This window comes from Roseibium sp. SCP15 (assembly GCF_040329435.1).
Classification (GTDB): Bacteria; Pseudomonadota; Alphaproteobacteria; order Rhizobiales; family Stappiaceae; genus Roseibium.
Genome location: NZ_JBDZYI010000002.1, coordinates 415599 through 442106 on the forward strand (window position 1 = coordinate 415599; position 26508 = coordinate 442106).

The 26508-nt window shown below is 56.6% G+C and carries 26 protein-coding genes and 2 riboswitches; of the genes, 18 read left to right on the top strand and 8 right to left on the bottom strand.

Features of this window, described 5'->3' with window-relative positions:
• The first annotated feature begins 272 nt into the window (after positions 1-272).
• The 5 genes from ileS to ABLO27_RS09335 all read left to right on the top strand — a co-directional run bounded on the left by ileS (position 273) and on the right by ABLO27_RS09335 (position 7490).
• Entirely contained in the window at positions 273-3233 is a 2961-nt protein-coding gene (ileS, locus tag ABLO27_RS09315; RefSeq protein WP_353032281.1) for an isoleucine--tRNA ligase, read from the top strand.
• Positions 3234-3254: 21 nt separating this feature from the next.
• On the top strand, positions 3255-3791 hold the full coding sequence (gene lspA / locus ABLO27_RS09320; protein WP_353032283.1) for a signal peptidase II: 537 nt from the start codon (positions 3255-3257) through the stop codon (positions 3789-3791).
• Positions 3792-3869: 78 nt separating this feature from the next.
• A complete protein-coding gene (locus ABLO27_RS09325) occupies positions 3870-4568 on the top strand; it encodes a hypothetical protein (RefSeq protein ID WP_353032285.1) in 699 nt (232 codons plus the stop codon).
• Positions 4569-4688: 120 nt separating this feature from the next.
• Positions 4689-6161 carry a M16 family metallopeptidase gene (locus ABLO27_RS09330; RefSeq protein WP_353032287.1) on the top strand — a complete coding sequence of 491 codons (1473 nt, stop codon included), beginning with the start codon at positions 4689-4691 and terminating at the stop codon, positions 6159-6161.
• A gap of 3 nt (positions 6162-6164) precedes the next feature.
• On the top strand, positions 6165-7490 hold the full coding sequence (locus ABLO27_RS09335; protein ID WP_353032289.1) for a M16 family metallopeptidase: 1326 nt from the start codon (positions 6165-6167) through the stop codon (positions 7488-7490).
• Between the two features lie 222 nt (positions 7491-7712).
• Here ABLO27_RS09335 and ABLO27_RS09340 read toward each other — a convergent pair whose 3' ends face one another.
• Positions 7713-9296, bottom strand: coding sequence for an EAL domain-containing protein (locus ABLO27_RS09340; protein ID WP_353032291.1), 1584 nt, complete (start codon positions 9294-9296; stop codon positions 7713-7715).
• Positions 9297-9655: 359 nt separating this feature from the next.
• Between ABLO27_RS09340 and ABLO27_RS09345 the strand changes: the two genes are divergently transcribed.
• The 3 genes from ABLO27_RS09345 to ABLO27_RS09355 all read left to right on the top strand — a co-directional run bounded on the left by ABLO27_RS09345 (position 9656) and on the right by ABLO27_RS09355 (position 12815).
• Positions 9656-10492 (top strand): hypothetical protein, encoded by an 837-nt coding sequence (locus ABLO27_RS09345; RefSeq protein ID WP_353032293.1) that lies wholly within the window; start codon positions 9656-9658, stop codon positions 10490-10492.
• A gap of 148 nt (positions 10493-10640) precedes the next feature.
• Positions 10641-12131 (top strand): sigma-54 dependent transcriptional regulator, encoded by a 1491-nt coding sequence (locus ABLO27_RS09350; protein ID WP_353032295.1) that lies wholly within the window; start codon positions 10641-10643, stop codon positions 12129-12131.
• 108 nt (positions 12132-12239) lie between these two features.
• Positions 12240-12815 (top strand): hypothetical protein, encoded by a 576-nt coding sequence (locus tag ABLO27_RS09355; RefSeq protein WP_353032297.1) that lies wholly within the window; start codon positions 12240-12242, stop codon positions 12813-12815.
• A gap of 122 nt (positions 12816-12937) precedes the next feature.
• On the opposite strand, the gene ABLO27_RS09360 is transcribed toward ABLO27_RS09355, so the two are convergent.
• Positions 12938-13537 (bottom strand): HD domain-containing protein, encoded by a 600-nt coding sequence (locus ABLO27_RS09360; RefSeq protein WP_353032299.1) that lies wholly within the window; start codon positions 13535-13537, stop codon positions 12938-12940.
• 93 nt (positions 13538-13630) lie between these two features.
• Here ABLO27_RS09360 and ABLO27_RS09365 point away from each other — a divergent pair, with 93 nt between their 5' ends.
• The 3 genes from ABLO27_RS09365 to groL all read left to right on the top strand — a co-directional run bounded on the left by ABLO27_RS09365 (position 13631) and on the right by groL (position 16708).
• Positions 13631-14479: a LysR family transcriptional regulator gene (locus ABLO27_RS09365; protein ID WP_353032300.1), complete on the top strand. Its 849-nt coding sequence runs from the start codon at positions 13631-13633 to the stop codon at positions 14477-14479.
• A gap of 242 nt (positions 14480-14721) precedes the next feature.
• The gene (gene groES / locus ABLO27_RS09370) at positions 14722-15009 is read left to right on the top strand and encodes a co-chaperone GroES (protein ID WP_353032301.1); all 288 of its coding nucleotides are present in this window, start codon (positions 14722-14724) and stop codon (positions 15007-15009) included.
• A gap of 55 nt (positions 15010-15064) precedes the next feature.
• Positions 15065-16708, top strand: a complete 1644-nt coding sequence (groL, locus tag ABLO27_RS09375; protein ID WP_353032302.1) for a chaperonin GroEL — start codon at positions 15065-15067, stop codon at positions 16706-16708.
• Positions 16709-16976: 268 nt separating this feature from the next.
• On the opposite strand, the gene ABLO27_RS09380 is transcribed toward groL, so the two are convergent.
• Positions 16977-17363 carry a hypothetical protein gene (locus ABLO27_RS09380; protein WP_353032303.1) on the bottom strand — a complete coding sequence of 129 codons (387 nt, stop codon included), beginning with the start codon at positions 17361-17363 and terminating at the stop codon, positions 16977-16979.
• 178 nt (positions 17364-17541) lie between these two features.
• Positions 17542-17649: riboswitch (TPP riboswitch) on the top strand.
• Between the two features lie 32 nt (positions 17650-17681).
• On the opposite strand from ABLO27_RS09380, the gene thiB reads away from it, so the two are divergent.
• From thiB to ABLO27_RS09395, 3 genes are read left to right on the top strand one after another with little or no spacing between them, the layout of a single operon-like run.
• Positions 17682-18662 carry a thiamine ABC transporter substrate binding subunit gene (gene thiB, locus ABLO27_RS09385; RefSeq protein ID WP_353032304.1) on the top strand — a complete coding sequence of 327 codons (981 nt, stop codon included), beginning with the start codon at positions 17682-17684 and terminating at the stop codon, positions 18660-18662.
• Positions 18638-20185, top strand: coding sequence for a thiamine/thiamine pyrophosphate ABC transporter permease ThiP (locus ABLO27_RS09390; protein WP_353032305.1), 1548 nt, complete (start codon positions 18638-18640; stop codon positions 20183-20185). The genes thiB and ABLO27_RS09390 overlap by 25 nt, the downstream gene beginning before the upstream one ends.
• Positions 20172-20864 carry an ATP-binding cassette domain-containing protein gene (locus ABLO27_RS09395; protein ID WP_353032306.1) on the top strand — a complete coding sequence of 231 codons (693 nt, stop codon included), beginning with the start codon at positions 20172-20174 and terminating at the stop codon, positions 20862-20864. The genes ABLO27_RS09390 and ABLO27_RS09395 overlap by 14 nt, the downstream gene beginning before the upstream one ends.
• Positions 20865-20933: 69 nt before the next feature.
• Here ABLO27_RS09395 and ABLO27_RS09400 read toward each other — a convergent pair whose 3' ends face one another.
• On the bottom strand, positions 20934-21389 hold the full coding sequence (locus tag ABLO27_RS09400) for a DUF3995 domain-containing protein (protein ID WP_353032307.1): 456 nt from the start codon (positions 21387-21389) through the stop codon (positions 20934-20936).
• An 82-nt stretch (positions 21390-21471) separates the two neighbouring features.
• Between ABLO27_RS09400 and ABLO27_RS09405 the strand changes: the two genes are divergently transcribed.
• Positions 21472-22053, top strand: a complete 582-nt coding sequence (locus ABLO27_RS09405) for a TetR/AcrR family transcriptional regulator (protein WP_353032309.1) — start codon at positions 21472-21474, stop codon at positions 22051-22053.
• Between the two features lie 68 nt (positions 22054-22121).
• Here the strand turns inward: ABLO27_RS09405 and ABLO27_RS09410 are convergent, their stop codons facing one another.
• Positions 22122-22826 carry a glutathione S-transferase N-terminal domain-containing protein gene (locus tag ABLO27_RS09410; RefSeq protein ID WP_353032310.1) on the bottom strand — a complete coding sequence of 235 codons (705 nt, stop codon included), beginning with the start codon at positions 22824-22826 and terminating at the stop codon, positions 22122-22124.
• Between the two features lie 196 nt (positions 22827-23022).
• On the opposite strand from ABLO27_RS09410, the gene ABLO27_RS09415 reads away from it, so the two are divergent.
• The 3 genes from ABLO27_RS09415 (at position 23023) to ABLO27_RS09425 (ending at position 25175) form a co-directional block, all read left to right on the top strand.
• The gene (locus ABLO27_RS09415; RefSeq protein WP_353032312.1) at positions 23023-23235 is read left to right on the top strand and encodes a SlyX family protein; all 213 of its coding nucleotides are present in this window, start codon (positions 23023-23025) and stop codon (positions 23233-23235) included.
• Between the two features lie 40 nt (positions 23236-23275).
• Entirely contained in the window at positions 23276-24277 is a 1002-nt protein-coding gene (locus ABLO27_RS09420) for an NADP-dependent oxidoreductase (RefSeq protein ID WP_353032313.1), read from the top strand.
• 423 nt (positions 24278-24700) lie between these two features.
• A riboswitch (SAM-I-IV-variant riboswitch) is annotated at positions 24701-24825 on the top strand.
• Positions 24826-24866: 41 nt separating this feature from the next.
• Positions 24867-25175, top strand: a complete 309-nt coding sequence (locus tag ABLO27_RS09425) for a hypothetical protein (protein ID WP_353032314.1) — start codon at positions 24867-24869, stop codon at positions 25173-25175.
• Positions 25176-25179: 4 nt separating this feature from the next.
• Here the strand turns inward: ABLO27_RS09425 and yciA are convergent, their stop codons facing one another.
• The 3 genes from yciA to ABLO27_RS09440 all read right to left on the bottom strand — a co-directional run bounded on the left by yciA (position 25180) and on the right by ABLO27_RS09440 (position 26469).
• On the bottom strand, positions 25180-25566 hold the full coding sequence (gene yciA, locus ABLO27_RS09430) for an acyl-CoA thioester hydrolase YciA (protein WP_353032316.1): 387 nt from the start codon (positions 25564-25566) through the stop codon (positions 25180-25182).
• Between the two features lie 187 nt (positions 25567-25753).
• On the bottom strand, positions 25754-25975 hold the full coding sequence (locus ABLO27_RS09435) for a hypothetical protein (RefSeq protein ID WP_353032317.1): 222 nt from the start codon (positions 25973-25975) through the stop codon (positions 25754-25756).
• Positions 25969-26469: a group III truncated hemoglobin gene (locus tag ABLO27_RS09440; RefSeq protein ID WP_353032319.1), complete on the bottom strand. Its 501-nt coding sequence runs from the start codon at positions 26467-26469 to the stop codon at positions 25969-25971. The genes ABLO27_RS09435 and ABLO27_RS09440 overlap by 7 nt, the downstream gene beginning before the upstream one ends.
• Between the last annotated feature and the right edge of the window lie 39 nt (positions 26470-26508).

The window sequence follows — 26508 nt, forward strand, 5'->3', positions numbered from 1 at the left end:
CCAGAATCTGAGGGTGTGGGGCTCAATATGCCCCTTTATTCGGTTCTCAAGTGCTGCTATGTCCCTTGCCATGCAAAATCAGGCACTCATATTCATCGGCGCGGTGATGATCGCTATTTCGCGAATTACTAGCCCGGCCTTCGGCTGACGCGAACGACGCGGCGCCAGGGACCGGGATCTTCCTGTTTGAATTTGCTGCCTGGCGACAGGCTGGCAATCACCCTGAAATATGATAGCGGGCTTGCCGCCCGAACGACCGGATCGACTTTACGATGACCGAGACACCTAAACGCGACTATTCTGAAACGCTCAACCTGCCGCAGACCGAATTTCCCATGCGTGCTGGCCTTCCGAAGAAGGAACCGGAAATTCTGGCCCGCTGGGAGAACCTCGGCATCTACGAGAAACTGCGCGAGCAGGGCAAGGATCGCAGAAAATTCGTTCTGCACGACGGCCCTCCCTATGCCAACGGCAACATCCATATCGGTCACGCTCTGAACAAGACGCTGAAAGACATCGTCACCCGTTCCATGCAGATGATGGGCTTTGAGAGCAATTATGTGCCGGGCTGGGACTGTCACGGCCTGCCGATCGAATGGAAGATCGAAGAACAGTATCGCGCCAAGGGCAAGAACAAGGACGAAGTGCCGATCAACGAATTCCGCAAGGAATGCCGCGATTTTGCCGAACACTGGATCGACGTCCAGCGCAAGGAATTCAAACGCCTCGGTATCGAGGGCGATTGGGACAATCCATACCTGACCATGCGCTTTGAAAGCGAGGCGGTCATTGCCCAGGAACTGATGAAGTTCGCCATGTCCGGCCAGCTTTATCGCGGATCAAAACCGGTCATGTGGTCGGTCGTCGAAAAGACCGCGCTTGCGGAAGCCGAGATCGAATACCAGGATCACAAGTCCGACATGATCTGGGTGAAGTTCCCTGTTGTGACAGCCGGGGGCAGCGACAACGAAGCTGTTGAGCAGCTTCTTGACGCATCCGTCGTCATCTGGACAACCACCCCCTGGACAATCCCGGGCAATCGCGCGGTTTGCTTCTCATCGCGGATCGGCTACAGCCTTTATGAGGTCACCCAGGAAGGTCTTCCGGACGACAACTGGGTTCAGCAGGGCGACATGCTCATCCTCGCGGACGCGCTTGCGGGCGACGTCTTCAAGAACGCCCGCATCAGCGACTTCGAGCGCGTGCGTCCCGTTTCTTCCGACGAACTGGCCACCCTGACCCTGGCTCATCCGCTCGCCGATCTTGATCTTGGCGGCTACGAGTTCGACGTGCCGCTGCTCGACGGTGATCACGTGACTGACGATGCCGGTACCGGGTTCGTTCACACCGCCCCAGGCCACGGTGCTGACGATTTCGAGATCTGGATGGAAAGACGCGTTGAACTTGAAGAGCGCGGCATCAACACGGCAATCCCCTTCACAGTCGCAGATGACGGGTTCTACACCAAGGACGCCCCAGGCTTCGAAGGCTTTGAGGTCATCACTCACAAGGGTGAGAAGGGCAAAGCCAACAAGGCGGTGATCGAGAAGCTGAAGGAAAGCGGCAACCTGATCGGCCTCGGCCGCCTGACACACTCCTACCCGCATTCCTGGCGCTCCAAGAAGCCGGTGATCTTCCGCAACACCCCGCAATGGTTCGTCTACATGGACAAAACCCTTGATGGTGAAGGCGACACTTTGCGCACGCGTGCGCTCAACGCGATCGACGAAACCCGCTTCGTCCCGGGCAGTGGCCAGAACCGTCTGCGCTCGATGATCGAAAACCGCCCGGACTGGGTTCTGTCCCGCCAGCGCGCCTGGGGTGTGCCGATCACTGTGTTCATCAACAAGAACACCGCGGAAATCCTCAAGGATGAAGCCGTCAACCAGCGGATCTATGACGCGTTCGCCGCTGAAGGTGCCGACGCCTGGTATGCGGAAGGAGCCAAGGAACGTTTCCTCGGCAATGACTATTCAGCTGACGACTGGGACATGGTCACCGACATTCTGGATGTCTGGTTCGATTCCGGATCGACCCATGCCTTTGTCATGGAAAAGCGGGACGACCTAAACCCGAAGCGCAAGGGCAACGGTGGCGACGACTACGTGCTCTATCTTGAAGGTTCGGACCAGCATCGCGGCTGGTTCCACTCTTCCCTTCTTGAAAGCTGCGGCACACGTGGCCGTGCACCCTATGACGCGGTTCTGACCCATGGTTTCACCATGGCCGAAGACGGACGGAAAATGTCCAAATCGCTCGGCAACCAGGTGTTCCCTCAGGACATCATCAAGCAATACGGTGCCGACATCCTGCGTTTGTGGGTTGCTTCTACAGACTACTGGGAAGACCAGCGTCTCGGTCAGGAAATCATCAAGACGAATGTCGACAGTTATCGCAAACTGCGCAACACGCTGCGCTGGATGCTTGGCTCGCTTGCTCATGCAACCGGTGAAGAGGTTGCCGTTGCCGACATGCCCGAGCTTGAACGCCTGATGCTGCATCGTCTGGCCGAGCTCGACGTCATGGTTCGTGAAGCCTACTGGGAGTTCGACTACAAGAAGATCTTCCATCAGCTGTTCACGTTCATGACGGTGGAGCTGTCCGCGTTCTATTTCGACATCCGCAAGGACGCACTTTACTGCGACGCGGCTTCTTCGAACCGGCGCAAGGCGTCCCTATTTGTCATCGACAAGCTGTTCAACTGCCTGGTCAGCTGGTTGGCGCCAATGCTGCCCTTCACCATGGATGAAACCTGGGTATCGCGTTATGGCGATGACACCTCGGTTCACCTCCAGCAGTTTCCGGATGTACCGGCCAACTGGAAGGATGATGCGCTTGCGGCCAAGTGGTCCAAGATCAAGACCGTCCGCCGTGTGATCACCGGCGCTCTTGAAATTGAACGCCGGGAAAAGCGGATCGGATCTTCTCTGGAAGCTCACCCGATCGTTCATGTCACGGACCCTGAGTTGATGGCGGCTCTCGACGGTCAGGACATGGCCGATATCGCGATCACCAGTCAGCTGACACTTTCCACTGAAGCTGCCCCTAAGGGCGCCTTCGCGCTGGACGATACCAAAGGTGTTGCCGTGGTTCCGGCTCTGGCAGAGGGACAGAAATGTGCGCGCTCCTGGAAGATCCTGCCTGAAGTCGGCACGGATGCAGAATATCCGGACGTGACCCTGCGCGATGCGGCCGCATTGCGCGAATGGGACTCAACTCACGCGGCTGCGTAAATCGGAACTCGGTCCACGACCATGAGCAATCACAGCAGTTCCGCGGAACAACAAGTCAAACGGCCTCTTCTTTGGGGCCGTTTCAGTCCCTTCGTCCTGCTGATCGCTCTCATAGGCGTGGCGCTCGATCAGGGGACCAAGATCTGGCTTGTGCACGGCTTTGACCTTGCCAACAACGGTCCGATTTCCATTCTGCCGCTTCTGGATCTGGTGCTGGTCTGGAACCGCGGCATTTCCTACGGCCTGTTTCAGCAAAACAGCGATATTGGCCGTTGGCTGCTCGCCGGCCTGACCATCGTCGTCACTGTTGGCATCTGGGTTTGGTCGGCAAGATGTCAGTCGAGGCTCGTTGCCCTCTCTCTCGCCCTTGTGATCGGCGGCGCGGTCGGCAACGGAATTGACCGCGTGTTCATCGGAGCGGTTGTCGATTTCGTCTATTTTCACGTCGGAAGCTTCTCCTGGTACGTCTTCAACCTTGCAGATGTGTGGATCGTTGCGGGAGTCTCCGGTCTCCTGTATGACAGTTTCCGAAATGGTCCTAATTCAGCCGCAAAATAGCGGTTTAAGGCTGGGCTGACGGATTGCGGGTGGCGATTCGCCTGCATTTTCAGATAAGAAATTGAGGAGTCTGCTGTGGTGCGGACGATTGTTGGCTGGGTAAAGAATTCTGCGGTATTGGCACTCGTTGCCGGTCTGGCTGCCTGTCAGGCCGCAGATGGAACAAGCCAGGCACCTGATGTTGCCCTGGTTGATTCCGTTATGAAGGGCCTCGGAGCGGTTGATCCCAACGAGAAACCGATCGACTACAAGCCGCGTGCACCTCTGGCCATGCCCGCTGAGCCGGAGAAGCTTCCTGAACCGGAAACGAACCTGGCTGGTGCCAATGCTGAAAACTGGCCCAAGCAACAGGAAAATCCGCAATATCAAGAGCTGAAGGCGCTCTATGCCGGTTCCGGACGCATGCAAAGCGAGCCGTTGACGCCGGAGCAGATGCGCGGTTTCAAGATCACCGGAGTGACCGATTCCCGTGATCCTCTTGCGGAGCGCAGGGACAACGAGATCACGGAAGGTGCAACTCTGACCCGTGCGGAGCAAAATGCTGAATGGGAACGCTTGCAGAAGCTGAAGGCACAGCAGGCTGGTCTTGACGAAAACGGCCTGTCGAGCCGTCGCTACCTGACCGAACCTCCCTCCGGCTACAGCACGCCATCTCCGGATGCACCAATGCCCGATACGATCTCGAAAACGGAACGTAAGCCGACCAACCACGACGTTTATGATTCAAAGCCACTCGACCCAAGGTGTCTCGAAGGTCAGTCAGCGTATTGTAACTAGTGAACCGGCGGCTTGTCCGTCCATGACAAAAAAGTAATGAGACCTTCGGGCCCGGCTTCCTATATGGAAGATTAGGTCCGGAGGTCTTTTGCGTTTCAAGACCAGAAGCGGGAGTTGCACGTGAACCCACCCAAGAAACTGTGTCATCCATTTGCCCCATCCAAATTCAGGCGCGCCGCCGGTTTATGGCTTTTGCCTGTTCTTCTCCTAAGCACCACTTCCCTGTTGCCGCCTGACCCGGCGAAAGCCGAGGCCGTTGCTTCAAGCGACATGGTCATTGCGCCCAACCTGGAAAGCTTCACGCTCGAAAACGGGCTTCAGGTGGTCGTTATTCCCGATCGCCGGGCACCGGTGGTTACCCACATGATCTGGTACAAGGTCGGCTCGGCGGACGAACCGGATGGCCAGTCCGGCGTCGCCCATTTTCTCGAACATCTCATGTTCAAGGGCACCAGCACCTACCCCGACGGTGCCTTTTCTAAGATGGTTGCTGAGCGCGGTGGACAGGAAAACGCATTCACCAGCACCGACTACACCGCTTATTTCCAGCGTGTCGCCAAAGAACATCTTCCGTTGATGATGAAACTTGAAGCCGACCGGATGGAAAATCTGGTTCTAACTGACGAAGTGGTAGCACCTGAAAGAGATGTCGTGCTCGAAGAACGGCGCATGCGCGTTGACAGCGAGCCAGGCTCCAGGCTGCGCGAGGCTCTGAATGCCATTACCTTCGTCAATCACCCTTACGGATCGCCGGTCATAGGCTGGCAGAGCGAGATCGAGGCGCTCAACAAGGATTCGGCAATCGCGTTCTATGACCGCTTCTACACTCCCAACAACGCGGTCGTGGTCATTGCCGGAGATGTGGACGTGGAATCCGTGCGCAAGCTCGCGGCCGACACTTATGGCAAGATCGCCAGAAGAGCAGAACCCGGTGAACGCGTCAGGCCGGCTGAGCCTCCCCTGGCGGGAGAGCGCCGCATCGCCGTGTCCGATCCACGTGTAAGGCAGGAAACCGTTTCAAAAACATGGGTGGTTCCAAGCCAGTCGACCGGCACGGGCCACACTCCGGAAGCGTTGGATGTGCTCGCCTATATTCTGGGTGAAGGGCCATCAAGCCGTCTGCACAAGTCACTTGTGCTGGACCGCGAAGCTGCCATTGGCGCCGGTGCGTATTATCAGGGCAGCGCGCTCGATGACGGCCGGTTCGGGCTCTATGCAGCTCCGCGCCCCGGCTACTCGCTTGAGGACATGGAGCGCCTGATTTCCATTGAACTCAAGAAGATACTTGATGCCGGTGTCAGCCAGGAGGAAGTGGAACGCGCCCAAAACAGCATGATCGCCAGCGCAATCTATGCTCAGGACAGCCAGTCCGGTCTTGCCCGTCTGTTTGGCGGTGCACTGACCACGGGGCAGTCAATCGAAAACGTTCAGACATGGCCTGCGCAGGTCAGGGCCGTGACACCTGAAGACGTTCTCAATGTAGCCCGCTCCTATCTCACCGGGTTTCCCGTGACAGGAGAACTGCGGATGGAAGTGCCGTCAGACCCTGCCGCAACACTGACCGAAACCAGCGAGCTGAAGGACAAGTCCTGACCCATGGCGCAGAAAAACTTCTTCCGCGAATTTCTTCCCGTTACCGCCCTGGCAATCGTTGCGTTTATGGGCTTCACCCGTCTGGCGCAGGCGGTGGAGATTCAAAAAGTCGTCAGCCCCAGTGGAATCGAAGCATGGCTTGTTGAAGATCATACCGTGCCGATCATTGCCATGAATTTCTCCTTTGAAGGTGGATCCGCCCAGGACCCGGAGGGAAAGGAAGGGCTAACGCGACTGCTGGCGGCAACCCTTGATGAGGGCGCTGGAGACCTGACATCCGAGGACTTCCAGGAGCGTCTTGAAGAGCTGGCAGTGGGCGTTGGCTTCAGCACAGGTAAGGACCGTTTCTACGGCAGCTTGCGTACCCTCACTTCGACCTTGCCCCAGGCAGGCGATCTGCTGGCAATCGCGGTGAACGAGCCGCGTTTCGATGAGACGCCGGTCGAGCGTATGAAAACGCAGCTGTCGACACAGGCCAGACGCAATCAAAGCAGTCCGGATGCTATTGCCGGCAGATCTCTTGCAAACGCGATGTTCGGCTCTCACCCCTACTCCCGGCCCACGATCGGAACGGAAGAGACCCTGGCCGGACTTAAGTCCGACGATCTTCGTGCGCAATACGAAAAGCTGCTGACCAGAACCGGCCTGACCATCGGTGTCGTCGGCGCGATCGATGCCGAAACGCTAAAGCCGCTCTTGGACAAGGTGTTCGCGAAACTTCCTGAAAAAGGCGATCTGGTCCCGGTCGTCGACCTTGCCCCGAAGTTTGGCGAGGATGTTCACCAGGAACTCGCTGTCCCCCAAACAACCATTCTCCTGGGCCTGCCCGGCATCACACGGGACGATCCAGACTACCAGGCTGCCTATGTGATGAACCACATTCTTGGCGGCGGCAGCTTTACCTCCTGGATGTATGAGGAGGTGCGTGAGAAGCGTGGCCTTTCCTATGGCGCAAGCACATCACTTTCTCCCTACCAGCACACCGGATTGCTGATCGGTTCAGCTTCGACAAAGGCCGACCGTGCGGACGAGACCGTCAAGGTCATGCTTGATCAGTTTCAACGCATGGCGTCGCAAGGACCTACCGAGGACGAGCTCAAGTCAGCCAAGCAGTTCATCACCGGATCCTATCCACTGCGTTTCGACAGCTCCGGTAAAATTGCCCGCCAGTTGGTCGCCTTGCAGAACGCTGAACTCGGCATCGACTATTTCGATCGCCGGAACAGTGAAATCGAAGCGGTCACGCTGGAAGACGTACAGCGCGTTGCAAAAAGACTTCTAGCCGAGAAAAAGCCAACGATCGTCACGGTCGGCCCGAAGCAGGGCTGATCATCACTCGTGACAACGTGATTGAACCAGGCGGTGGGAGCAAACCCGCCGCCTTTCCCATCTGAAATGAAGACGGAAAAACACCTTTGTCTTCCGGCTTTCATCCGCGCACCAAAGACGTTGCGGCACGCTTTCGGATAGACGAAAACCCGATCAATTGGGACTGACGGTCAGTTTTTGCTGGACCAAGGAACGTTTGTTCGCACCTTTAATAGAATGGCCTCAACCCGCTGCGGTTCTCCGCGGACCCGGCGCTGGCGCGCCTTGCAGGACCTCTGCCCTTACCGGACGTGGCGGTGAGAACAGGTTGCCCTGGGCCAGCTTGACGTCATAGTCGAGCAACTCAAGCACCTGCGACTCTGTCTCGACATGGTCGGTGATCAGTTCCATGCCGTAGCGGTGCAACAGATCGCCGAAATCGGACGGATGAATATGGCCGTGGTTGGCCTCTCTGCGTCCGATCAGATAGTCGGCATGCAACTTGCCGTATCTGAATCCGCGCCCTGCCAGGGAATTGAAATCCATCTTCATGTCGGAGATCCGGTCGATGGAGAAGCGGAAGCCGACGTCATAGAGCGCACTCAGGCTTTCCAGCTCCATCGCGCCCATCTCGGCGACATCGCTTTGCGAGAACTCAAAAACAAGAACGTCCGCAAAGTTCTGGTTGGCTTTCACGAACTCGAGGAAGCCCGGAAAGAAGGTTTCATCCACCAGCGACAGCGAGGAAATATTGCAGAACAAAATCGCATTGCGATTGCGGGACGTCAGACGCCGGATAACCTGGATCGAACGGAACAGAAGCAGGTTGTCGATTCTGGCGATCTGACCGGATTGTACCGCCTCGGGAAGGAAGGCGGCGGCCTCGACTGCATTTCCATTCGCATCCCGGAGCCGGGTAAAGGCCTCGTAATATTTCACCTGGCGCTGCGGCAACGTCACGATCGGCTGCAGGTGCAGTTCCACCCGATTGGCGTTGAGCGCCGATGTGATCAGTTCCCGCATTGCCATGTTCGGCTGCGGTCTTTCCCGTTGCAGGACCGGCCTTTCCTCGTGCGGGAAACCCGCTGCCATCGGAGGCTCAGGCCTGACTTCCGGTGCCGATGGTTGCTGGGGCTCAGATGCAAAATCAGGTGCAAAAGAGGCCTCGCCCGGATGCGTGGGCGTATTCACGCCATATCTGTTGTCCCAGTCATCCTGACCTTGATTGGGCCGGTGCGGGCTTGGGGCGGCTTGACCAACATGCGCTGCAGGTGGCTGAGCAGGTGCGTTCTGATACGGGCGGACGGGCTGCCCTGGCGCTTGTACAGATTGAGGCTGAACCGCTCCGAAGTTTTGCGCAGCCGGATGGGATCGCTGAGCCTCAGCGGCATAACCGGGCAACTGAGGCTGGGCCTGGGGCTGTTGTGGCAAGCCTTGCATTTGCGGTGACGGTGCCAATGCCTGCTGGTCCTCAACCCGGGTTTCCAGGTCGGACATGGCCTCGGCCATCTGCTTCACCAGGGTTCCCAGCACCTCGACTTCAGCAAAGAGCGGATCAATTTCCGCGCGGGTTCGCCGAGGCATGGTGTGTTCCATCCCCGTCAGCCGCCCTTCCAGGTTTCCGACATCCTCGTCGAGGTCGGTCATCCGTTCTTCCAAGCGGTCGACGGCTTCGCTGACGGCGCCGCGATCCCGCGCGCGGCCAATCAGCAAATGAACGAGGATCATGGTGCACATCAATGCGAGGGACAGGGAAACTGCCTCACCGAATGGACGGCCGAACTGGAAGATAAGCACCGTCGCGGACGACAGCGCTATCACAGCCATGCATATTGCTACAAAAATGGTCCCTGTGCGGCCCATGGTCCCTGAATGTTCCGACCCGAATCAAAAGTTATCGGTTAATCATGCCTTAAGAAACAGCAGCCACCGAATCCGCAACCTGCTTTCCGGCGCTGAATCCGTGACTTGTCCCCGATTATGCGTCTTTTGTTGCATAAATTGGCGCGATTGCCGCTATTCGGATCTCACAACGGAAGGCGAAATACAATTTCGCAGATCAATACTCCACAGCCTTGCCGTTCCGCTCCTTTTCGGCTTTGCATGCACCCGTGACTTCGCTAAACTTCCCATAGGGAAATTTGTCGTGGCGCATTTGTTCAGGTTACCTCTGAGAGGGGACTGGTATGCATGTTGCCGAACGCTCATCCCGAAGGCCTTTGCCGCAAAGCGCACAAAAGCGCGACCCGGATTCTCAATCCACCTCCTGGACAACTCCAGACGATACAGACGAACCGGAAACCTTGTTTGCTTCAAGGTCGTCTCCGTCGAAAGATGTTCCCGTTTCAGAGGACCTTATCAGAGCTGCACTGAAAAACGCTCTTGCCAGTGCGGAGTTTCAATCAGCTCCTCAGCTGCGTGCCTTTTTGGAATTTGTCGTAGAGGCCACACTGAGCAAAAACCGGGGAAAGATAAAGGGTTATACCATTGCACTTGAAGCTCTTGGCCGTTCCGAGGACTTCAACCCCGTTACGGACCCGATCGTAAGAGTGGAAGCTGCCCGCCTGAGACGACGTCTCGACAAGTACTACGAAGGCTCCGGTACCGTCGATCCGGTGCGCATCACCATCCCCAAGGGAAGCTACGCCCCTCGGTTCAGCCAGCGGGCTGTTTCGCCGGTGAAAGAGATTTCCCCTGACCGGGAAAAGCCAGAGGATTTCGGCTTTGACGCTGAAGACCTGCTTCTTGAAAAAACCGCCCAGTTCTCCTTGCCTGACTACGCTCCAGGCAAAGACGAAGTGCCATTCCTGAGTGGACTTTCCTCCCAATTGCCAGAACCCGGCATTGATGAGGATATCTCCTCCGGCAACGTGACCTTAAGCGCCAACGCCAGTCAGTCCGGCTCATTTTTCAGCCAAGTGGCGGACGTGCGAAACCTTTCTCGGCATCGCTTGCCGTTGCCCTTCGTAATCCTTCTGAGCCTTGGCTGTTTTGCGGCTGGGTACCTTGCCGCCATGCCGTGAAAAAGCTCTCCTCGCCTCCCGTCTGCTCGCTCGAAACTGCAAATTGCGTCATCTGACAACGGTTTGTTTACCCTGTTCGGGAATTATCAATTCGAAGAATCTTTCGATTATCGAATGACCCGGTTCGAGCGATGGGAGTTACCCAGCAATGGGGAGTAACGAGGGCAACGCATTGCCTGTAATTGTACGTGTTCTGGACGCATCTGCTTCTGAGGCTGCTCGTACATCCGCTGTCTGCGCCAAGTTATCGGCGTCATGTACAGACCCGATCCTGTACACCGATTCCAGTTCCTGCCTGCAGGACCTGGCAGACAAGTCCACGGACATACTCATCATCGATCTGGAAACCATCGGCGGCGATGAGGCCCTGGAAGCCTATGCCGTACGGTGTCCAAGATCCGTGATCATTGCTGTTTCTGCCAAAGGTTCGGTGTCGCGCGCGGTCAGTGCCATGCGCTCAGGCGCACACGACTTCCTGACGAAACCGTTTTCCCTTGATGCCCTGGCATCGAAAATCTCTTTCCAGTTGCAACAGCGCCGTCCTGTCCCCGCAGCACCGGCTCCTGTCGCAAGTGAAGTGCCGGATATCGAGCCACTTGCGGACAAACCTGTGTTGAAGGCGTCGGCAACGCCTCCTGCAAAGGAACCAGCCGGAGTGAACCGTCTCGTCGGCATTTCTTCGCAAATGCGGGAGATCCACGACCAGATTGCAAGGATGGCACCCTCGCAGGCCCCTGTCTTCATCACAGGCGAATCCGGAACAGGCAAGGAACTGTGCGCGAATGCGGTGCACGATCTTTCGGACCGGCAACCGAACAAGTTCATCACTCTCAATTGTGCCGCCATACCGCGCGACCTGATCGAAAGCGAAATCTTCGGTTACGTCAGAGGAGCGTTCACCGGCGCGGCCGACAACAGGGCCGGCGCAGCGGAACAGGCTGATGGCGGAACCCTGTTTCTGGACGAAATCGGCGAAATGGACCTGATGCTGCAAAGCAAGCTGCTCAGGTTCCTGCAGACAGGAACGTTTCAGCGCCTCGGAGACACCCAAACGCGAAAGGTGGACGCCCGCATCATCTGCGCCACCAACAGAAATCCACTCAATGAGATTTCCGCGGGTCGCTTCCGGGAAGACCTTTACTACCGTCTACACGTTCTTCCGATCCACCTGCTGCCCTTGCGCGAACGGCGTGACGACATCCTGCCGCTCGCACAAACGTTTCTCGATCGCTATGCGCGCGAAGAGCGTCGGGGTTTCAAAGGCTTCGATGCAGATGCCGAAGCCCGGATCCTCTCCTATTCCTGGCCCGGCAACGTCCGTCAGCTGGAAAACACGATCCGCCAGATTGTCGTGATGAATGACGGTGCCGCCGTCACCTATGACATGCTGCCGATGGTCATCCGGGATCAGAGTTCGCGCCCGAATGCGGTGATTGATCTGTCGCGGGAACGGTCCCGCATGGCGCCTCCCAGCCGTCCGTTCGGCGCAATCGAGCCCTTGTGGGCTCAGGAGCGTCGCATCATCGAAGATGCCCTCGACGCGTTTGATGGAAACATCGCCATGGCGGCCGCAGCTCTGGAAATCAGCCCTTCAACGATCTACCGGAAACGTCAATCCTGGTCGGCACGTAGCCTTTAACCGGCTAGCGTTTACCGCATTGCACACATTTTCTTGTCTATTGGGAAAAGTCGGTCTATATCGGCGAAATCGCTAAAAAACGACAAGATCAAAGGGCGTGCGGGGAAAATGACATTGCTGACCGGAAGACATGCACCTCGGCGGATCGCATCCGCCGTTCTCATTGCCTTGGGAACGATGGCGGGGACACTTTCAGCGCATGCCCAGTCCGAGACCAATTCGGCACCTTCCGAAGCATTTTCACAGGCGCAGACGGCTTACGACAAGGCATGGGATGCTTCCGGCCTGGCGTTTTCGGTGGCAACTTTCACGGAAAATGGCGGTGCCGCGTACGGACAGTATACTCCGCGTACCAATACTGTCTTCTCGAACGGCGAAACACTGTCGATCTATGCCGAACCGGTTGGCTACGGGTATCGCGAGAATGATGCCGATTTCGCCTTCGAACTCACCGCGAGCTACAAGCTGCTCAACAAGTCCGGTCAGGTGCTGGCCGAACAGGACAATTTCGCCGTTTTTTCCGGCAACGGCCGTTCAAAGCAGAGAGAGCTCGCTGCTGCCCTGACATTCCAGTTCAGCGGCTTGCCGGCTGGCCAATACCAGCTGGAAACCAACTTCACTGACGAAGTGAAGGAAACCCAAGCCGGTTTTACGCTTCCGTTTGAGATTGCCGAAGCGAACTAGAAGTTGCCTTTTGGGGCAACGGTTCCTGGAAGTGAAAACGTATTGCGGCTTCAAAAAGGCCCTGCACGACACTAAAGCCCGCTAACGCGGGCTTTTTCATTGCTCTGGTGTTTGTCGGGCTTTCAGGCGGTGGCCTCTTCTTCGGCCGTTTCCAAAAGTTCCAGATGTCCCTCTGTCCTGGACAGCACCCTTCGAAGCATCGGCTCGAAGAATTCCAGCGGCTTTGTGGGATAACCGGGATCAAAAGCCTTCTGGTCGTATTCGTGACAGAAGTACCTGCAGTCTTCCCAATAGGGACTGTCGCGGTATTTTTCCCGCGCATGACGGTCTCCGCCCAGAAAGTGATTGTAATAGTACCCCTGGAAAACACAGTGGTGCGTCAGTATCCAGTGGCACTTCTCGCTGACATACGGTTTCATCATCGCAGCGGCCAGTTCGCCATGATTGTAAGGCGACAGAATATCTCCGACATCATGCACCAGCGCCGCTACGACGATTTCTTCCTCGGCACCATCTTCATAGGCTCGGGTCGCAGCTTGCAGACTGTGCTGGTAGCGGTTGACCGGATAGGGTGTCCAATCCTCATCCAGCGAACGGATTGCATCCAGAATCCGGTCAGGCAAGGCCTCATTGTAGGCGTCCTCGTAATCCATGACCGCCAGGAAATCCTCCTTGCTCGCATTTTCGAAACTGGTCCAAGTCGGTTGATGTTTTGCGTCCATGTCTTCCTCCCGGTAAGGGCGGAAACATACCTGTCGCTTACTGGGTTGAAAAATGAATTGATTGCATCAGAGTGATGTGAAAAACCTTTCGGTATGCAGTTAGAAGCAATTGAAGCCTTTCTTGCGGTTTTGGAAACGGGTGGCTTTCATGCTGCCGCCCGCAAGCTTGGCGTCACCCAGACTACGGTCAGCGCACGGATTCGCTCGCTGGAAGATGCCGTCGGCAACCGGGTGTTTGAACGTGGCGCCAGCGGGACGGCTCTGTCCGAGTTTGGCCAGGAATTCCGTCCATTCGCCGAAGAAATGATCTCACTCTGGAAAATCGCCTCCACGGAACTTCCGGACCGGGTGTCGAACCGGATCTCCCTGAGGATCGGCGCGCAACTCAGTATCTGGGATCCGCTTCTTGTCGACCTTGCCATTCATCTGGAGAAAAACTTCGGCAAGCTGGTATTCGCGCTGAATTTCGATCACGTCGCTAATGTCAGTGAAGCGGTCGCAAGCCACCTGCTTGACGTTGCCCTTACCCATGAGAAGCCTACAGAGCAGAAGGTTTCCTTTCTCGAACTTCCTCCAGAGAGGCTGGTTTGCGTCGAGGCGCAGTGCAACGAGGCTTTGTCCGGCGAACCGCCTTTCATCAATCTGGACCTCGGGAAACAGTATCAGCGTCATGTCGATGCTGTGATTGATCCCTCTTTCAAGCAGAATCTTTTCCTGGGCAATTGCCTGATGGGCCTTCGCTATCTGCTGAAGCGCGGAGGGCGCGGCCTCTTTCCGCTTTTGCTTCTGGAAGACTACCTGGCAAGCGGTCAATTGCGACTGATCGGGAAAGACATCTATCCGCTGCCGTGCTATCTGGTTCACCGGCCAGAATCCCCGTCGGCAGATCAGCTGGCCGAGGTCGGATCCTGCCTTGCGGCCCTGAGAGCGAAAACCGGTTAAATTCGCCCTAACATCGCCGCATTTACCAAGCTCATGCAGGCTGGTGCCCGCAGACATTAAATTCTCCTCATAAAGCATTGACAACCAGAGCCTGGCTACATAAATCGATGGCGCTGTTAGCACTCGCCTTTGTGGAGTGCTAAGAAGCTGCGGGAGGGATCCCTCCCGTGCAAGTCAACCCATTTATCATGTCTCGCGCGCTGCCAATTGCGTGGGGCGCGCTCATGAGAGGAAACAGTCTTATGGCATTTCGTCCACTGCACGACCGTGTCGTAGTTCGCCGCGTCGGCTCTGAAGAGAAGACCGCCGGTGGCATCATCATTCCGGACACCGCGAAGGAAAAGCCGCAGGAAGGCGAGATCATCGCTGTCGGCACCGGCGCTCGCAAAGACAACGGCGAGATCGTAGCTCTCGACGTTAAGGCAGGCGACCGCGTCCTGTTCGGCAAGTGGTCCGGCACCGAAGTCAAAATCGACGGTGAAGACCTCCTGATCATGAAGGAATCCGACATCATGGGCGTGATCGCTTAATCACAGCGAACCGCTTCTGATCTCAATATCATTCCAATTTAAGTGAGACGACTACATGTCTGCTAAAGAAGTAAAATTCTCCTCCGACGCCCGTGAGCGCATGCTCAAAGGCGTGGACACCCTCGCAAATGCCGTCAAGGTAACCCTCGGCCCGAAAGGCCGTAACGTTGTTCTCGACAAGGCTTTCGGCGCACCGCGCATCACCAAAGACGGTGTTTCCGTTGCCAAGGAAATCGAACTGGAAGACAAGTTCGAAAACATGGGCGCACAGATGGTGCGTGAAGTGGCTTCCAAGACCAACGACATCGCTGGCGACGGCACCACCACTGCTACCGTTCTGGCTCAGGCTATCGTCAAGGAAGGCGCCAAGGCTGTTGCTGCCGGCATGAACCCGATGGACCTGAAGCGCGGCGTTGATCTTGCTGCTGCTGAAGCTGTCAAGTCTCTGGAAGCTGCTTCCAAGACCATCACCACTTCTGAAGAAGTTGCACAGGTCGGCACCATCTCCGCCAACGGCGACGTGCAGGTTGGCCAGGACATTGCCGAAGCAATGCAGAAAGTTGGCAACGAAGGCGTCATCACCGTCGAAGAAGCCAAGTCTCTGGAAACCGAGCTGGAAGTCGTCGAAGGCATGCAGTTCGACCGCGGCTACCTGTCTCCTTACTTCGTCACCAACGCTGACAAGATGCTGGCTGACCTGGAAAAGCCGTACATCCTGCTGCACGAGAAGAAACTCTCCAACCTGCAGGCCATGCTGCCGATCCTGGAAGCTGTTGTTCAGTCTTCCCGCCCGCTGCTCATCATCGCTGAAGATGTTGAAGGCGAAGCACTGGCAACTCTCGTTGTCAACAAGCTGCGCGGCGGCCTGAAAATTGCTGCTGTCAAGGCTCCGGGCTTCGGCGATCGTCGTAAGGCAATGCTCGAAGACATCGCTATCCTGACCGGTGGCACCGTGATCTCCGAAGACCTCGGCATCAAGCTGGAAAACGTGACCCTCGACATGCTCGGCACTGCCGAGAAAGTCGCGATCACCAAGGAAACCACCACCATCGTTGACGGTGCCGGTTCCAAGGAAGACATCGACGGCCGCGTTGGTCAGATCAAGGCGCAGATCGAAGAAACCACTTCCGATTACGACCGTGAGAAGCTCCAGGAGCGCCTGGCCAAGCTTGCTGGCGGTGTTGCAGTTATCCGCGTTGGCGGTGCAACCGAAATCGAAGTGAAAGAGAAAAAAGATCGCGTTGACGATGCTCTGAACGCAACCCGCGCTGCTGTTGAAGAAGGCATCGTATCGGGTGGCGGCACTGCTCTGCTGCGTGCGAAGAAAGCTGTCTCTGCTCTGTCTTCCGACAACTCCGACATTGAAGCCGGCATCAAGATCGTCCTGCGCGCTCTGGAAGCTCCGATCCGTCAGATTGTTGAAAACGCTGGTGTCGAAGGCTCCATCGTTGTCGGCAAGATCCAGGAAAACGACGACGACACCTTCGGCTTCAACGCTCAGACCGAAGAATTCGTCAACATGATCGAAGCTGGCATCATCGACCCGACCAAGGTTGTTCGTACTGCTCTGCAAGACGCAGCTTCCGTCGCCGGTCTCTTGATCACCACCGAAGCCATGGTTGCCGAGCTGCCGAAGAAAGACGCAGCACCGGCAATGCCGGGCGGCGACATGGGCGGCATGGGCGGCATGGGCTTCTAAGAAGCCCAAAGCTCACAAGCTTTATGGAAAGGGCGGCCCTCGGGTCGCCCTTTTTGTGTTTGTCGCCATCTGTTTAGCTCGCCTTGACTTGGGAAACAGAAGGCGACTTCGGCGACTAGGAAGTCCAGAACTCGAAGATAGGCGCACTAGGCAGTTTTCAGGCAGTTCCACTTACATGTCTTCGCTAGAAATCTGAGCCTCTGCGATACCAGTGAACAAAAACATGCCCGTGCAAAGTGGCTAGCACTCCGTATTTACCGAACTGCAATCACCATGAAATTCGAACACCAGAAACAAACATAATTATCAGACATGCGGTGACTGACAGAAAGCCAACCGAAATTGCTTCAACCCACTCGCGCAGCAAATTGTTTTCTTTGATCAATGAATCGTACCGGCCTGCAGAAAACCCCGTCATTGTCGGCTCTGATACCCAGCCCTCCAAAGAAAAACCAAAGTCTACTGGTGTGACTCCTGATTGTTCATGGCGAGTGCCTTGAGCGATTACCGGAATTTGTTTACGTGTGGTGTTTTCGAAAAAGAATACATTTCCCGCAGCATGGTGCGGAACATCAAAGATGTAACTGGTGTAAGAAAGGCTCAGCAGAATTGAAGCGATCAGAAGAAATCGGCTTCTGGATAATCCACTCTTCATATGCTCTCTCGGCGCTTCTCATTATTGAACAAATGCAACTTATTCAACGCTAGATAGCAGTGAGCCTCAAATCTTGCCACTGCGCAACCCTTGAGGACTCTTTTGTTCGTGCGCCTGAGTAATTGCCGATTAGAGCTAATCAAACCTGTTGTACTCGTTCTCATTTCCAGATAATCACGGCCTTACCTCGGGGTGCGTGAGGTTTTCGCGCTGAGATGCCATTCTGGCAAACCCGTTGAACCTGAACCGGCTAGAACCGGCGGAGGGAAAGGTAGCGGTTTCATCCATCCTTGCCCTCTCGCCGCAATGGAGGATGATATGAAACATCTGCTCTTTGCTGCGGGACTTTTGTGCGCAACATCGGCTGTTGCCGCCGATAAACCCCAGCTGACCGTCTACACCTATGACAGCTTCGTTTCCGACTGGGGGCCGGGCCCACAGGTCAAGGAAGCCTTTGAAGCCGTCTGCAATTGCGAGCTGAACCTTGTCGGCGTCGAGGACGGCGCTGCCCTTCTGTCCCGCATCCGGCTGGAGGGTGAAAACTCAGACGCAGACATCGTGCTTGGCCTGGACACCAATCTGATTGCCGCCACCAAGCAAACCGGTCTCTTCGCGCCTCATTCCATCAATGCGGAGTTTTCACTGCCGATCGAATGGAACGACGAAACCTTCGTGCCTTACGACTGGGGCTATTTCGCTTTCGTTCATAACAAGGACGCTGCTGTTCCCGGCAATTTCCGCGATCTGGCAGCAAGCGACACCAAGATCCTCATTCAGGACCCGCGCTCTTCAACTCCGGGGCTTGGCCTGCTGCTGTGGGTCAAGTCAGTTTATGGCGACGAGGCTCCGGAAATCTGGGAAGGTCTGTCGGACAATATCGTCACGGTCACCAAAGGCTGGTCAGAGGCTTACGGACTTTTTCTCGAAGGTGAAGCGGACATGGTGCTCAGCTACACCACTTCCCCCGCCTACCACCTGATTGCCGAAGACGATGCCAGCAAGGCTGCCGCCGCCTTTGACGAAGGTCACTACATGCAGGTCGAAGTTGCTGCAAAATTGGCAGGCACCGACCAACCGGAGCTCGCCGACCAGTTCCTGGAGTTCATGACTTCCGACACGTTCCAGTCGATCATTCCGACCACGAACTGGATGTATCCTGCGATCACTCCGGAGGGTGGACTGCCAAAGGGCTTCGAAACGCTGCACACTCCGGAAAAGTCCCTGCTCCTCGGAGCTGATGAAGCCGCCAAGATGCGGAAGGAAGCGTTGGCGGAATGGCTGGGCGCGCTCAGCCAGTAAATCCGTTCCCGGGGATCGCGGCGGCGGCTGTTGTCGCCGCGCTGATCCTGGGCACCTTGGCAGCAATCGCGCTGCGTGCGGAAGCCGGGCAAGGATTTGGCCCGGCTGACTGGGCAGCGCTGCGCTTCACGCTTACGCAGGCGGTGTTGTCCGCCCTGATCAGTGCCGGACTGGCGATCCCTGTTGCCCGCGCGCTGGCGAGACGGCGGTTCCCCGGCAGAAGTGTGCTGATCGCACTGCTGGGTGCCCCCTTCATCCTTCCCGTTATCGTAGCCATTATCGGTCTGCTCCAGGTTTTCGGGCGCGCAGGATGGATTTCTGACGCATTGGGCTTCTTCGGACTGCCACCGATCCGCATTTACGGATTGCACGGTGTTGTCCTGGCTCATGTCTTTTTCAACCTGCCTTTGGCCACGCGACTGATCCTTCAGGGGTGGCAGGAAATTCCCTCGGAACGGTTTCGACTGGCTGCGCAACTGGGGTGTCATGGCAGTTCAATGTTCAGGCTCATCGAGCTGCCAATGCTGGCGAGGATCCTGCCTGGCGTTCTGGCCGTGATTTTCGCTATCTGTCTGACCAGCTTTGCAGTTGCACTCACCCTGGGTGGCGGCCCCCGGGCCACGACGATCGAACTCGCGATCTATCAGGCATTCACCTATGACTTTGATCTGAGCCGGGCCGCGATGCTGTCAGCCTTGCAACTCGTCCTGACGACTGCCGCCGCCTATGCCGCGCTCAAACTCTCTCGAGGTGACGGCTTTGGCGCCGGCCTTGACCGTGCCGTTCGCCGCTGGGACGGCGGGAAGCCAATTGCCGACACACTCTGGATTGCGCTTGCTGCAATTTTTCTACTCCTGCCGTTGGTATCGGTGGTGATCTCTGGGCTCACTGGACTTGTCTCATTGCCGTTGGTCGTCGTCCAGGCGGCCATGACCTCGCTTGCAGTCGCGACAATGAGCACCGCGGTCCTTTTGCTGATGGCGCTGCCCATGGCAGCGACCATCGCCACCGGGCGATACGGATGGGTTGATATCAGCGGCATTCTTGGGCTTGCGGCCTCGCCCCTGGTTATCGGCACGGGATTGTTCATCGTGCTTCGGCCGCTGGTTGATCCGACCTCGCTTGCATTGCCGGTTACCGCTCTTGTGAATGCAGTGATGGCACTGCCCTTCGCGCTTCGCATCCTTGTTCCGGCCGCGCGCGATGCCGTCCAGCGTCATGGTCGGCTCGCTCTTTCTCTGAACATGGAGGGCAGAATGTTCTTTGCCCGGATCCTAATCCCCCGTATGCGCCCTCAAATCGGATTTGCCGCCGGGCTCGCAGCGGCTCTTTCGATGGGCGACCTCGGCGTTATCACCTTTTTTGCCAATGCGGAGACAGCAACCTTGCCGCTGCAGATCTATCGCCTGATGGGGGCCTACCAGATGCAGGCGGCTGCAGGTGGGGCGTTGCTACTGCTGGTTTTGTCCATGACCGTTTTCTGGCTCCTGGACCGCGGAGGACGCTGGCATGCTGAAGCTTGACGAATGCAGTATCACCAACGGCGGTTTCACCCTGAAAGCAAACATGGCGATAAAGGCCGGGAACCGTGTCGCGATCATTGGCCCATCGGGGGCAGGCAAATCGACACTTCTGGAAGCAGTTGCAGGTTTCCGTGATCTCGTTCGCGGTGATATTTTCTGGCGGCGGACGAACATCACCACCCTTTCTCCGGGCAAGCGTCCGATTGCCATGCTTTTTCAGGACGGTAATCTCTTCCCTCATCTGACCGCAGAACAGAATGTCGCCCTTGGACTGCGGCCCAGCGGGAAACTGTCTGTGGACGAGCGAAGCCAGGTGCAGGCTGCCCTGGCGCGCGTCGGCCTGACCGGCATGGGAACACGCAGGCCCTCAGAGCTCTCCGGCGGGCAGCAAAGCCGTGCGGCGCTTGCCCGCGTTCTGGTGCAGAAACGGGACTTGTTGTTGCTGGACGAACCTTTCGCCGCCCTGGGTCCTGCCCTGAAAACTGAAATGCTGGATCTGGTTTCAGCCCTTGCTGTTGAAACCGGCACGACGCTTTTGATGGTCAGCCATGCGCCCGAAGACGCCCGCCGGATCGCGGATCGGACGGTGTTGGTGGCGGATGGTATCGCACATCCGCCTGTGCCCACATCCGAGCTCTTCGAGAACCCGCCCCCTGCCCTTCGCGATTATCTCGGTTGAAACTCGTCTTACGGTCAGAACGGTTTGACGCGCGTGTGCGAACCGCCTCGCAGAATCAGATCGGCTCCCTTAGGAAAATACCAGGACCATGAAACCTGCGCCTAAAGCCAGGCACAGCGGCGCGTAGTACCGTTTGTCGAGCGTCTTGAACGGCTCTTCAGCCTGCATGCGAGAGAAGTACGGCGTATAGCTCAAGATACCTCTTCCTAAAAAAATCAGTCCAATTCCTGCAAGCGACAAACTCAGAATTGTTGGAAGCAGCCCGGACGGCAGAACAGTCGCGACTGGATTGTTCAGAATGCCTGCAGACAAAAGCGGCAAGATCGCCGCAATCGCAATCAGCCCAGCAACCAGAACGGTCAATGTTCTACCGGGCATTTGCCTCATGCCCTTTGCCCCGACCACCATACGCACAAGGGATGCTTCGTCCCGCGCCGGCCAAAGTCCTCCAAAGCCCCAATAGAGATGCAAAGCCGAAATCCCGGCCAAAACAAGAAAAAGAACACTTGCAACTGACGTGACCACTTGAACCTCCGACGACAACCATACGGTACCGTATGTTGACTTGCTTGCGCTTGTCAATACGCCACCGTATGGTCGCAACATAATGCAGGACCAAAAGACACCATTATCGGCCATCGACTGGATCCAGGCGGCTTTCAGGGCGCTGGCCAAGGGCGGGCCGCAGGCGATCCGTGCCGAGGCAATTGCCCGCGACCTGAAGGTCAGCAAGGGATCGTTCTACTGGCACTTCAAGGACGTCCCTGCTCTGAAGAAGGCAATGCTGGACCACTGGCAGCGCAAGGCGACTGAAGCAATCATCCAGTTGGTCGACAATTCCGGCGAAAACTCAGCTGGAAGGCTTTACCTTCTGGTGGAAGTGGCAACGAATACCGACACGTCTGCCTATGGCGGTGTGAATGTAGAGGCTGCGATCCGGGACTGGGGCCGATACGATGAGCACGCATATGAAGCCGTCAAGACAGTCGACGAGAAGAGATTGCACTATGTGACGGAGCTTTTTTCAAGTTGCAGCGTTCCAGAACCGCAATGCAAACGCTTCTCCAGGCTGCTTTATAGCAGCCTGATCGGCCTGGAAGCCCTGAGCGGAAACACGAAAGCAGATCGCAAAGACGATCTCCTCCAACTCTTGGACGTGCTGCTTGGCGGCAACAAAGCGGCCAGTTAGCGCTGTGCTTTCATCAATTTCCGCGAGAAAAGCGACGGACCGCCGCCTTTCCCGCAAAAACCCTTGCGCTAGACCCGCGCAGGAATGTTGATCGACTTCTCACTCGCCGGCCGGCTCAGGCATGTGTCCACCCAGCGGACGACATTTTTGAAATTCTGGTATCCGACAACTTCGGCTGCCTCGTAGAAGCCGTTGATGTTTCGTGCCCAGGGCCAGCAAGTGATGTCGGCAATCGAGTATTCATTGCCAACGATGTACTCCTGCCCTTCCAGTTGCCTGTCCAAAACACCAAGCAGACGGATGACTTCGTCGCGGTAACGCTCGAACGGGCGGCGGTCCTCATATTCCTTGCCGGCAAATTTGTGGAAGAACCCCAGCTGGCCCGTCATCGGACCCAATCCGCCCATCTGCCACATGACCCATTGGATGGCCTCATACCTGGCAGCCGGATCTTTCGGCACCAACTTGCCGGACTTCTCCGCAAGGTAAAGCAGAATGGCGCCGGACTCCCACAAAGCCAGAGGCTTCCCATCCGGCCCGTTCGGGTCGATCATGGCCGGGATCTTGTTGTTCGGGTTGAGCGAGAGAAATTCGGGAGAATGCTGGTCACCACTGCCGAAATCCACCAGGTGAGGCTCATAGGGAAGACCGGTTTCCTCCAGCATTGCCGACACCTTGATGCCGTTCGGTGTCGGCAGGGAATAAAGCTGGATCCGGTCCGGATATTGAGCCGGCCATTTGCGGGTAATCTGGAAATCGGACAAGGCGGTCATGAATTTCTCTCGCTGAAGTGATTTTCCCCGGATACGAATATCGGGTTTTCGGGTTCCATATAAGGCATTTGCCAGTGATTTGAACCATCGGCAAGATACGATGAATGAATTTGTTCTTTTGTGATAATCCGCCTATACGTGCGTTTCACCGTTCCGGGTGTTAACCCCACTACCAAACGACAAAGGGAAGCCGGATATGGCCAATGAACACGAGGCCCGGATTGACAAGCTCGAGATCGATCTGGCTCATGCCACACACACGATCGATGACCTCAACAGCGTCGTTGTTGAACAGGGCAAACAGATTGACCGGCTTACGCGCGCGCTCTCCAACATGACCGATCAGGTCGAGGAGCTGATGGAAAACGTTCTGCCCGGCCACCAGATCGAAAAGCCTCCGCACTACTGAACGTGATGTCCACGTCCCCTTCACAAGCGAAAGGCAGCCAATGAACAACACGCGGCTTCTACTAAAGTCCCGTCCGGATGGACGTCTCGGCCCTGAACATTTCGACCTTAGAGACGAGCAACTTGGATCACTGACCGACGGCAAAGCCCGAGTCAGGGTTTTGTATGTATCGCTCGACCCGGCGATGCGCGGCTGGGTATCTGCGAGCACCGACAGCTACCTGCCACCGGTACCGCTGGGAGACACAATGCGCTCGCTGGGAGTGGGTGTCGTGGAAGAGAGCAAGTCCGACGCATATCAAGTCGGGGACTGGGTCACGGGCATGACCGGCTGGACCAAATTTCTCGATGTTGCGCCCGGAGATCTCAGTGTCGTTCCACAGCTCGCAAGCATCGAAGACTACGTCGGCATTCTGGGCCTGCCCGGTGCGACCGCCTGGCATGGTCTTGTTGTTGAGGGCCAGGCCAAGGCGGGTGAGACGCTATGCGTGACCGGCGCTGCCGGATCGGTCGGGTCGCTGGTCGGACAGATCGGAAAGGCTCTGGGCCTCCGGGTTATCGGCATCGCCGGTACGCAAGAAAAATGCGACTGGCTGGTCGATGAACTCGGCTTTGACGCAGCCCTCAACTACCGCACGGATGACTTGAGCAAGGGCCTGAAGGAGTTCGCGCCGAACGGGATCAACCTGCATTTCGAAAATGTGGGCGGCGAACCGTTCAATGCAGCCTTGAAGAACATGGCTCCGTTCGGGCGGATGATCTTTTGCGGTTTCATTTCCGTCTATAATGGCGAGGCAAAAGACACGCCTCCGGAAATGACCGCGATCGTCCGCAAGCGCCTCACCTTGAAGGGCTACGTGATGACGGACCATTTCGACACGTTCCCGGCAATCTTTCAGGAACTCGGGAAGCTGATGATGGCAGGAAAGTTGCGATACCGCCTCGATGTGACCGAGGGTCTGGAAAACGCACCCTCCGTGTTCAACAAGCTTTTCGACGGAACCAACAAAGGGAAACTGGCCATCAAGGTTTCGGACCTTTGAACGCGAGTCCAATTTATCCTTGAAAGGCCGGAGCCCGTCTCCGGCTTTTTATGTTTTCAACGGCGTGAGAACATCCAGTAATCCGTTGCGAGGGGATTGATCCATGCCAAGGAAAGGCGCTGGAAGCCAACCAGTGTGAAAGATGGTTCCTACTAAGGTGCAGCATGCGGATTATCCGTCTGTTCACTTTGACTGGCCTGATCGCCGCTTCGATTGCCGGCTGGTACAGACAGAATAGGCAAGGTGATCCTGAACAATCGGCGAACCTAACGAAGGGTTCACATGTTTACTGATGGAGCCTCCCAAGTCACCGTTCTTGAACGTCCACGTCCAGGCGAGACAAGCAAACTTCGCGTCAAAATCGTCTTTGAAGGCAGCGCAAAGACACGGACTTGCAATGCTCGAAAGGACATGGCATAAGCCACCCATCATCAAGAGAAGGGCTGGCGCCCTCGCCAACCTGCCAAACCGGGCAAGGTGGTTTCCGCAACAGGGATGCGGTCGGTTTGATCCTCATGAGAGGCTTATCGGCAACGAAGCGGTTGATTTTCATGCGCCAGTCCTCCTCGGGCAACCGATGGAGGATTTTTTGTCTAAACAGCCATTTGCCGGTCTCGCGGCCGACCTGATCGAAGACCAGCTGGCCACGAAAGCCGAGATTGCCGGTTCTGAAATCTGGCAAGAAGCTGCCGAGGATTGCGTCCTGGCGCGGATCAAGTCCCTGCGACTGATCGGCGGCCTGCCGCGTCACAAATCTCCTCTGCCCCCGGATGAACGCATAGAGCGCCTGAAGGCGTTGCTTCACTTATGGGCCAAGGGCTGCACCTGCGCCGTGGACGAAGATCTCTTCGCGGATATCCTCAACCGGCACAGGCAGAAACCGGCATATTCCAGCTGAGTGACTAGTCCTTCTTGGGGACCTGACGCGGTTTGCCGTCATCGTCCACCGCAACCATGGTGAAAATTGCCTCGGTTACTTTTTCGCGTTCACCGTACCGGTGGCGAAGAGCCCAGGCTTCCAGCTTGATTTCCATGGAAGAATTGCCGACGCGGACGACGTCACTGTAAACGCACAATACGTCACCCACCTGAACGGGACGGATGAACTTCATCTTGTCGACAGCAATGGTGACGACGCGACCTTCGGCCCGTTGCCCCGCCATGATGCCACCCGCCAGATCCATCTGGGACAGAACCCACCCTCCGAAAATATCGCCATTGGCGTTGGTATCAGCGGGCATTGCCATCGTACGCAATGTCAGTTCACCGGTCGGTTCGTCGTCGCTCACGCCTTAACTCCCTCAATTTCAGTCGAGGACAGAGTAGCGTGAGTGTGCGGGAGCACAAGGGCAGCGGCTCAGACGATGAGCATCAGGATCAGCATGATCCACAGGGGGAGCGGTGCGGCAATCCAGATCAGCAGGATCGGCAGCCCGCGTGGCAACAGTTTCGACATCGACATATTGAATTCCATTTCTAGCTGAGCGACGGCAACTCGGCCACCGTCAGGACCACCAAAGCAATCATGCCTGTGACGAATGCAAGTTTCGCGCTGCCTATGAGTGTACGCCCCGCAACATCAAGCTTCGGCAACGGCATCTTGCGGGAGTCCAGATACATGGACATCAGCATGATGGAAAACACCGTGAACCAGACAGCCACGAGCGCTTCTGCAATGAGCACGATTCCAACTAACATGATCCACTCCAACGCACTTCCCGGGAAGACAGTTCCGGCGGAGGCTCCGCGCCGGCAATCCCGAAGGTTGCAAGCCAGAGACTCTGTGCGATGCGTTCGGCGACAGCGATGATCTCGTCCGCAAGTTCGGGAACGAACAGCTCACGGACGACCGGTCGAAATACGCTCAGCCATTCGGCATAGTCGGAACTTACAAGTTCCTTCTGCTTCAGATGAGCCGGTACGGGTTTGCCCTTGTAGGCACCGTTTTTCAGCAGCACCGCCTGCCAGAAGGTTTCCATTTTCGGCAGATGTTCCTGCCACTTGCCTTCAAGCCGGTTTTCGAAAATTTCACCTAGGCGCGGGTGCTGCCGGACACAGCCGTAGAATGTGTGGACCAGCACGTGGATCGATTGCACATCGACATTTTCATACCGTTGCAGGCGATCACCGTTTTCCGGCACGGCACGCCTTTGCAATTTGTATCTGTTCGAAGCGGAATTGCGGGCTTCCATCGCCGCCTCCTAAAACATTCATTTAAGATGCATCTTTTA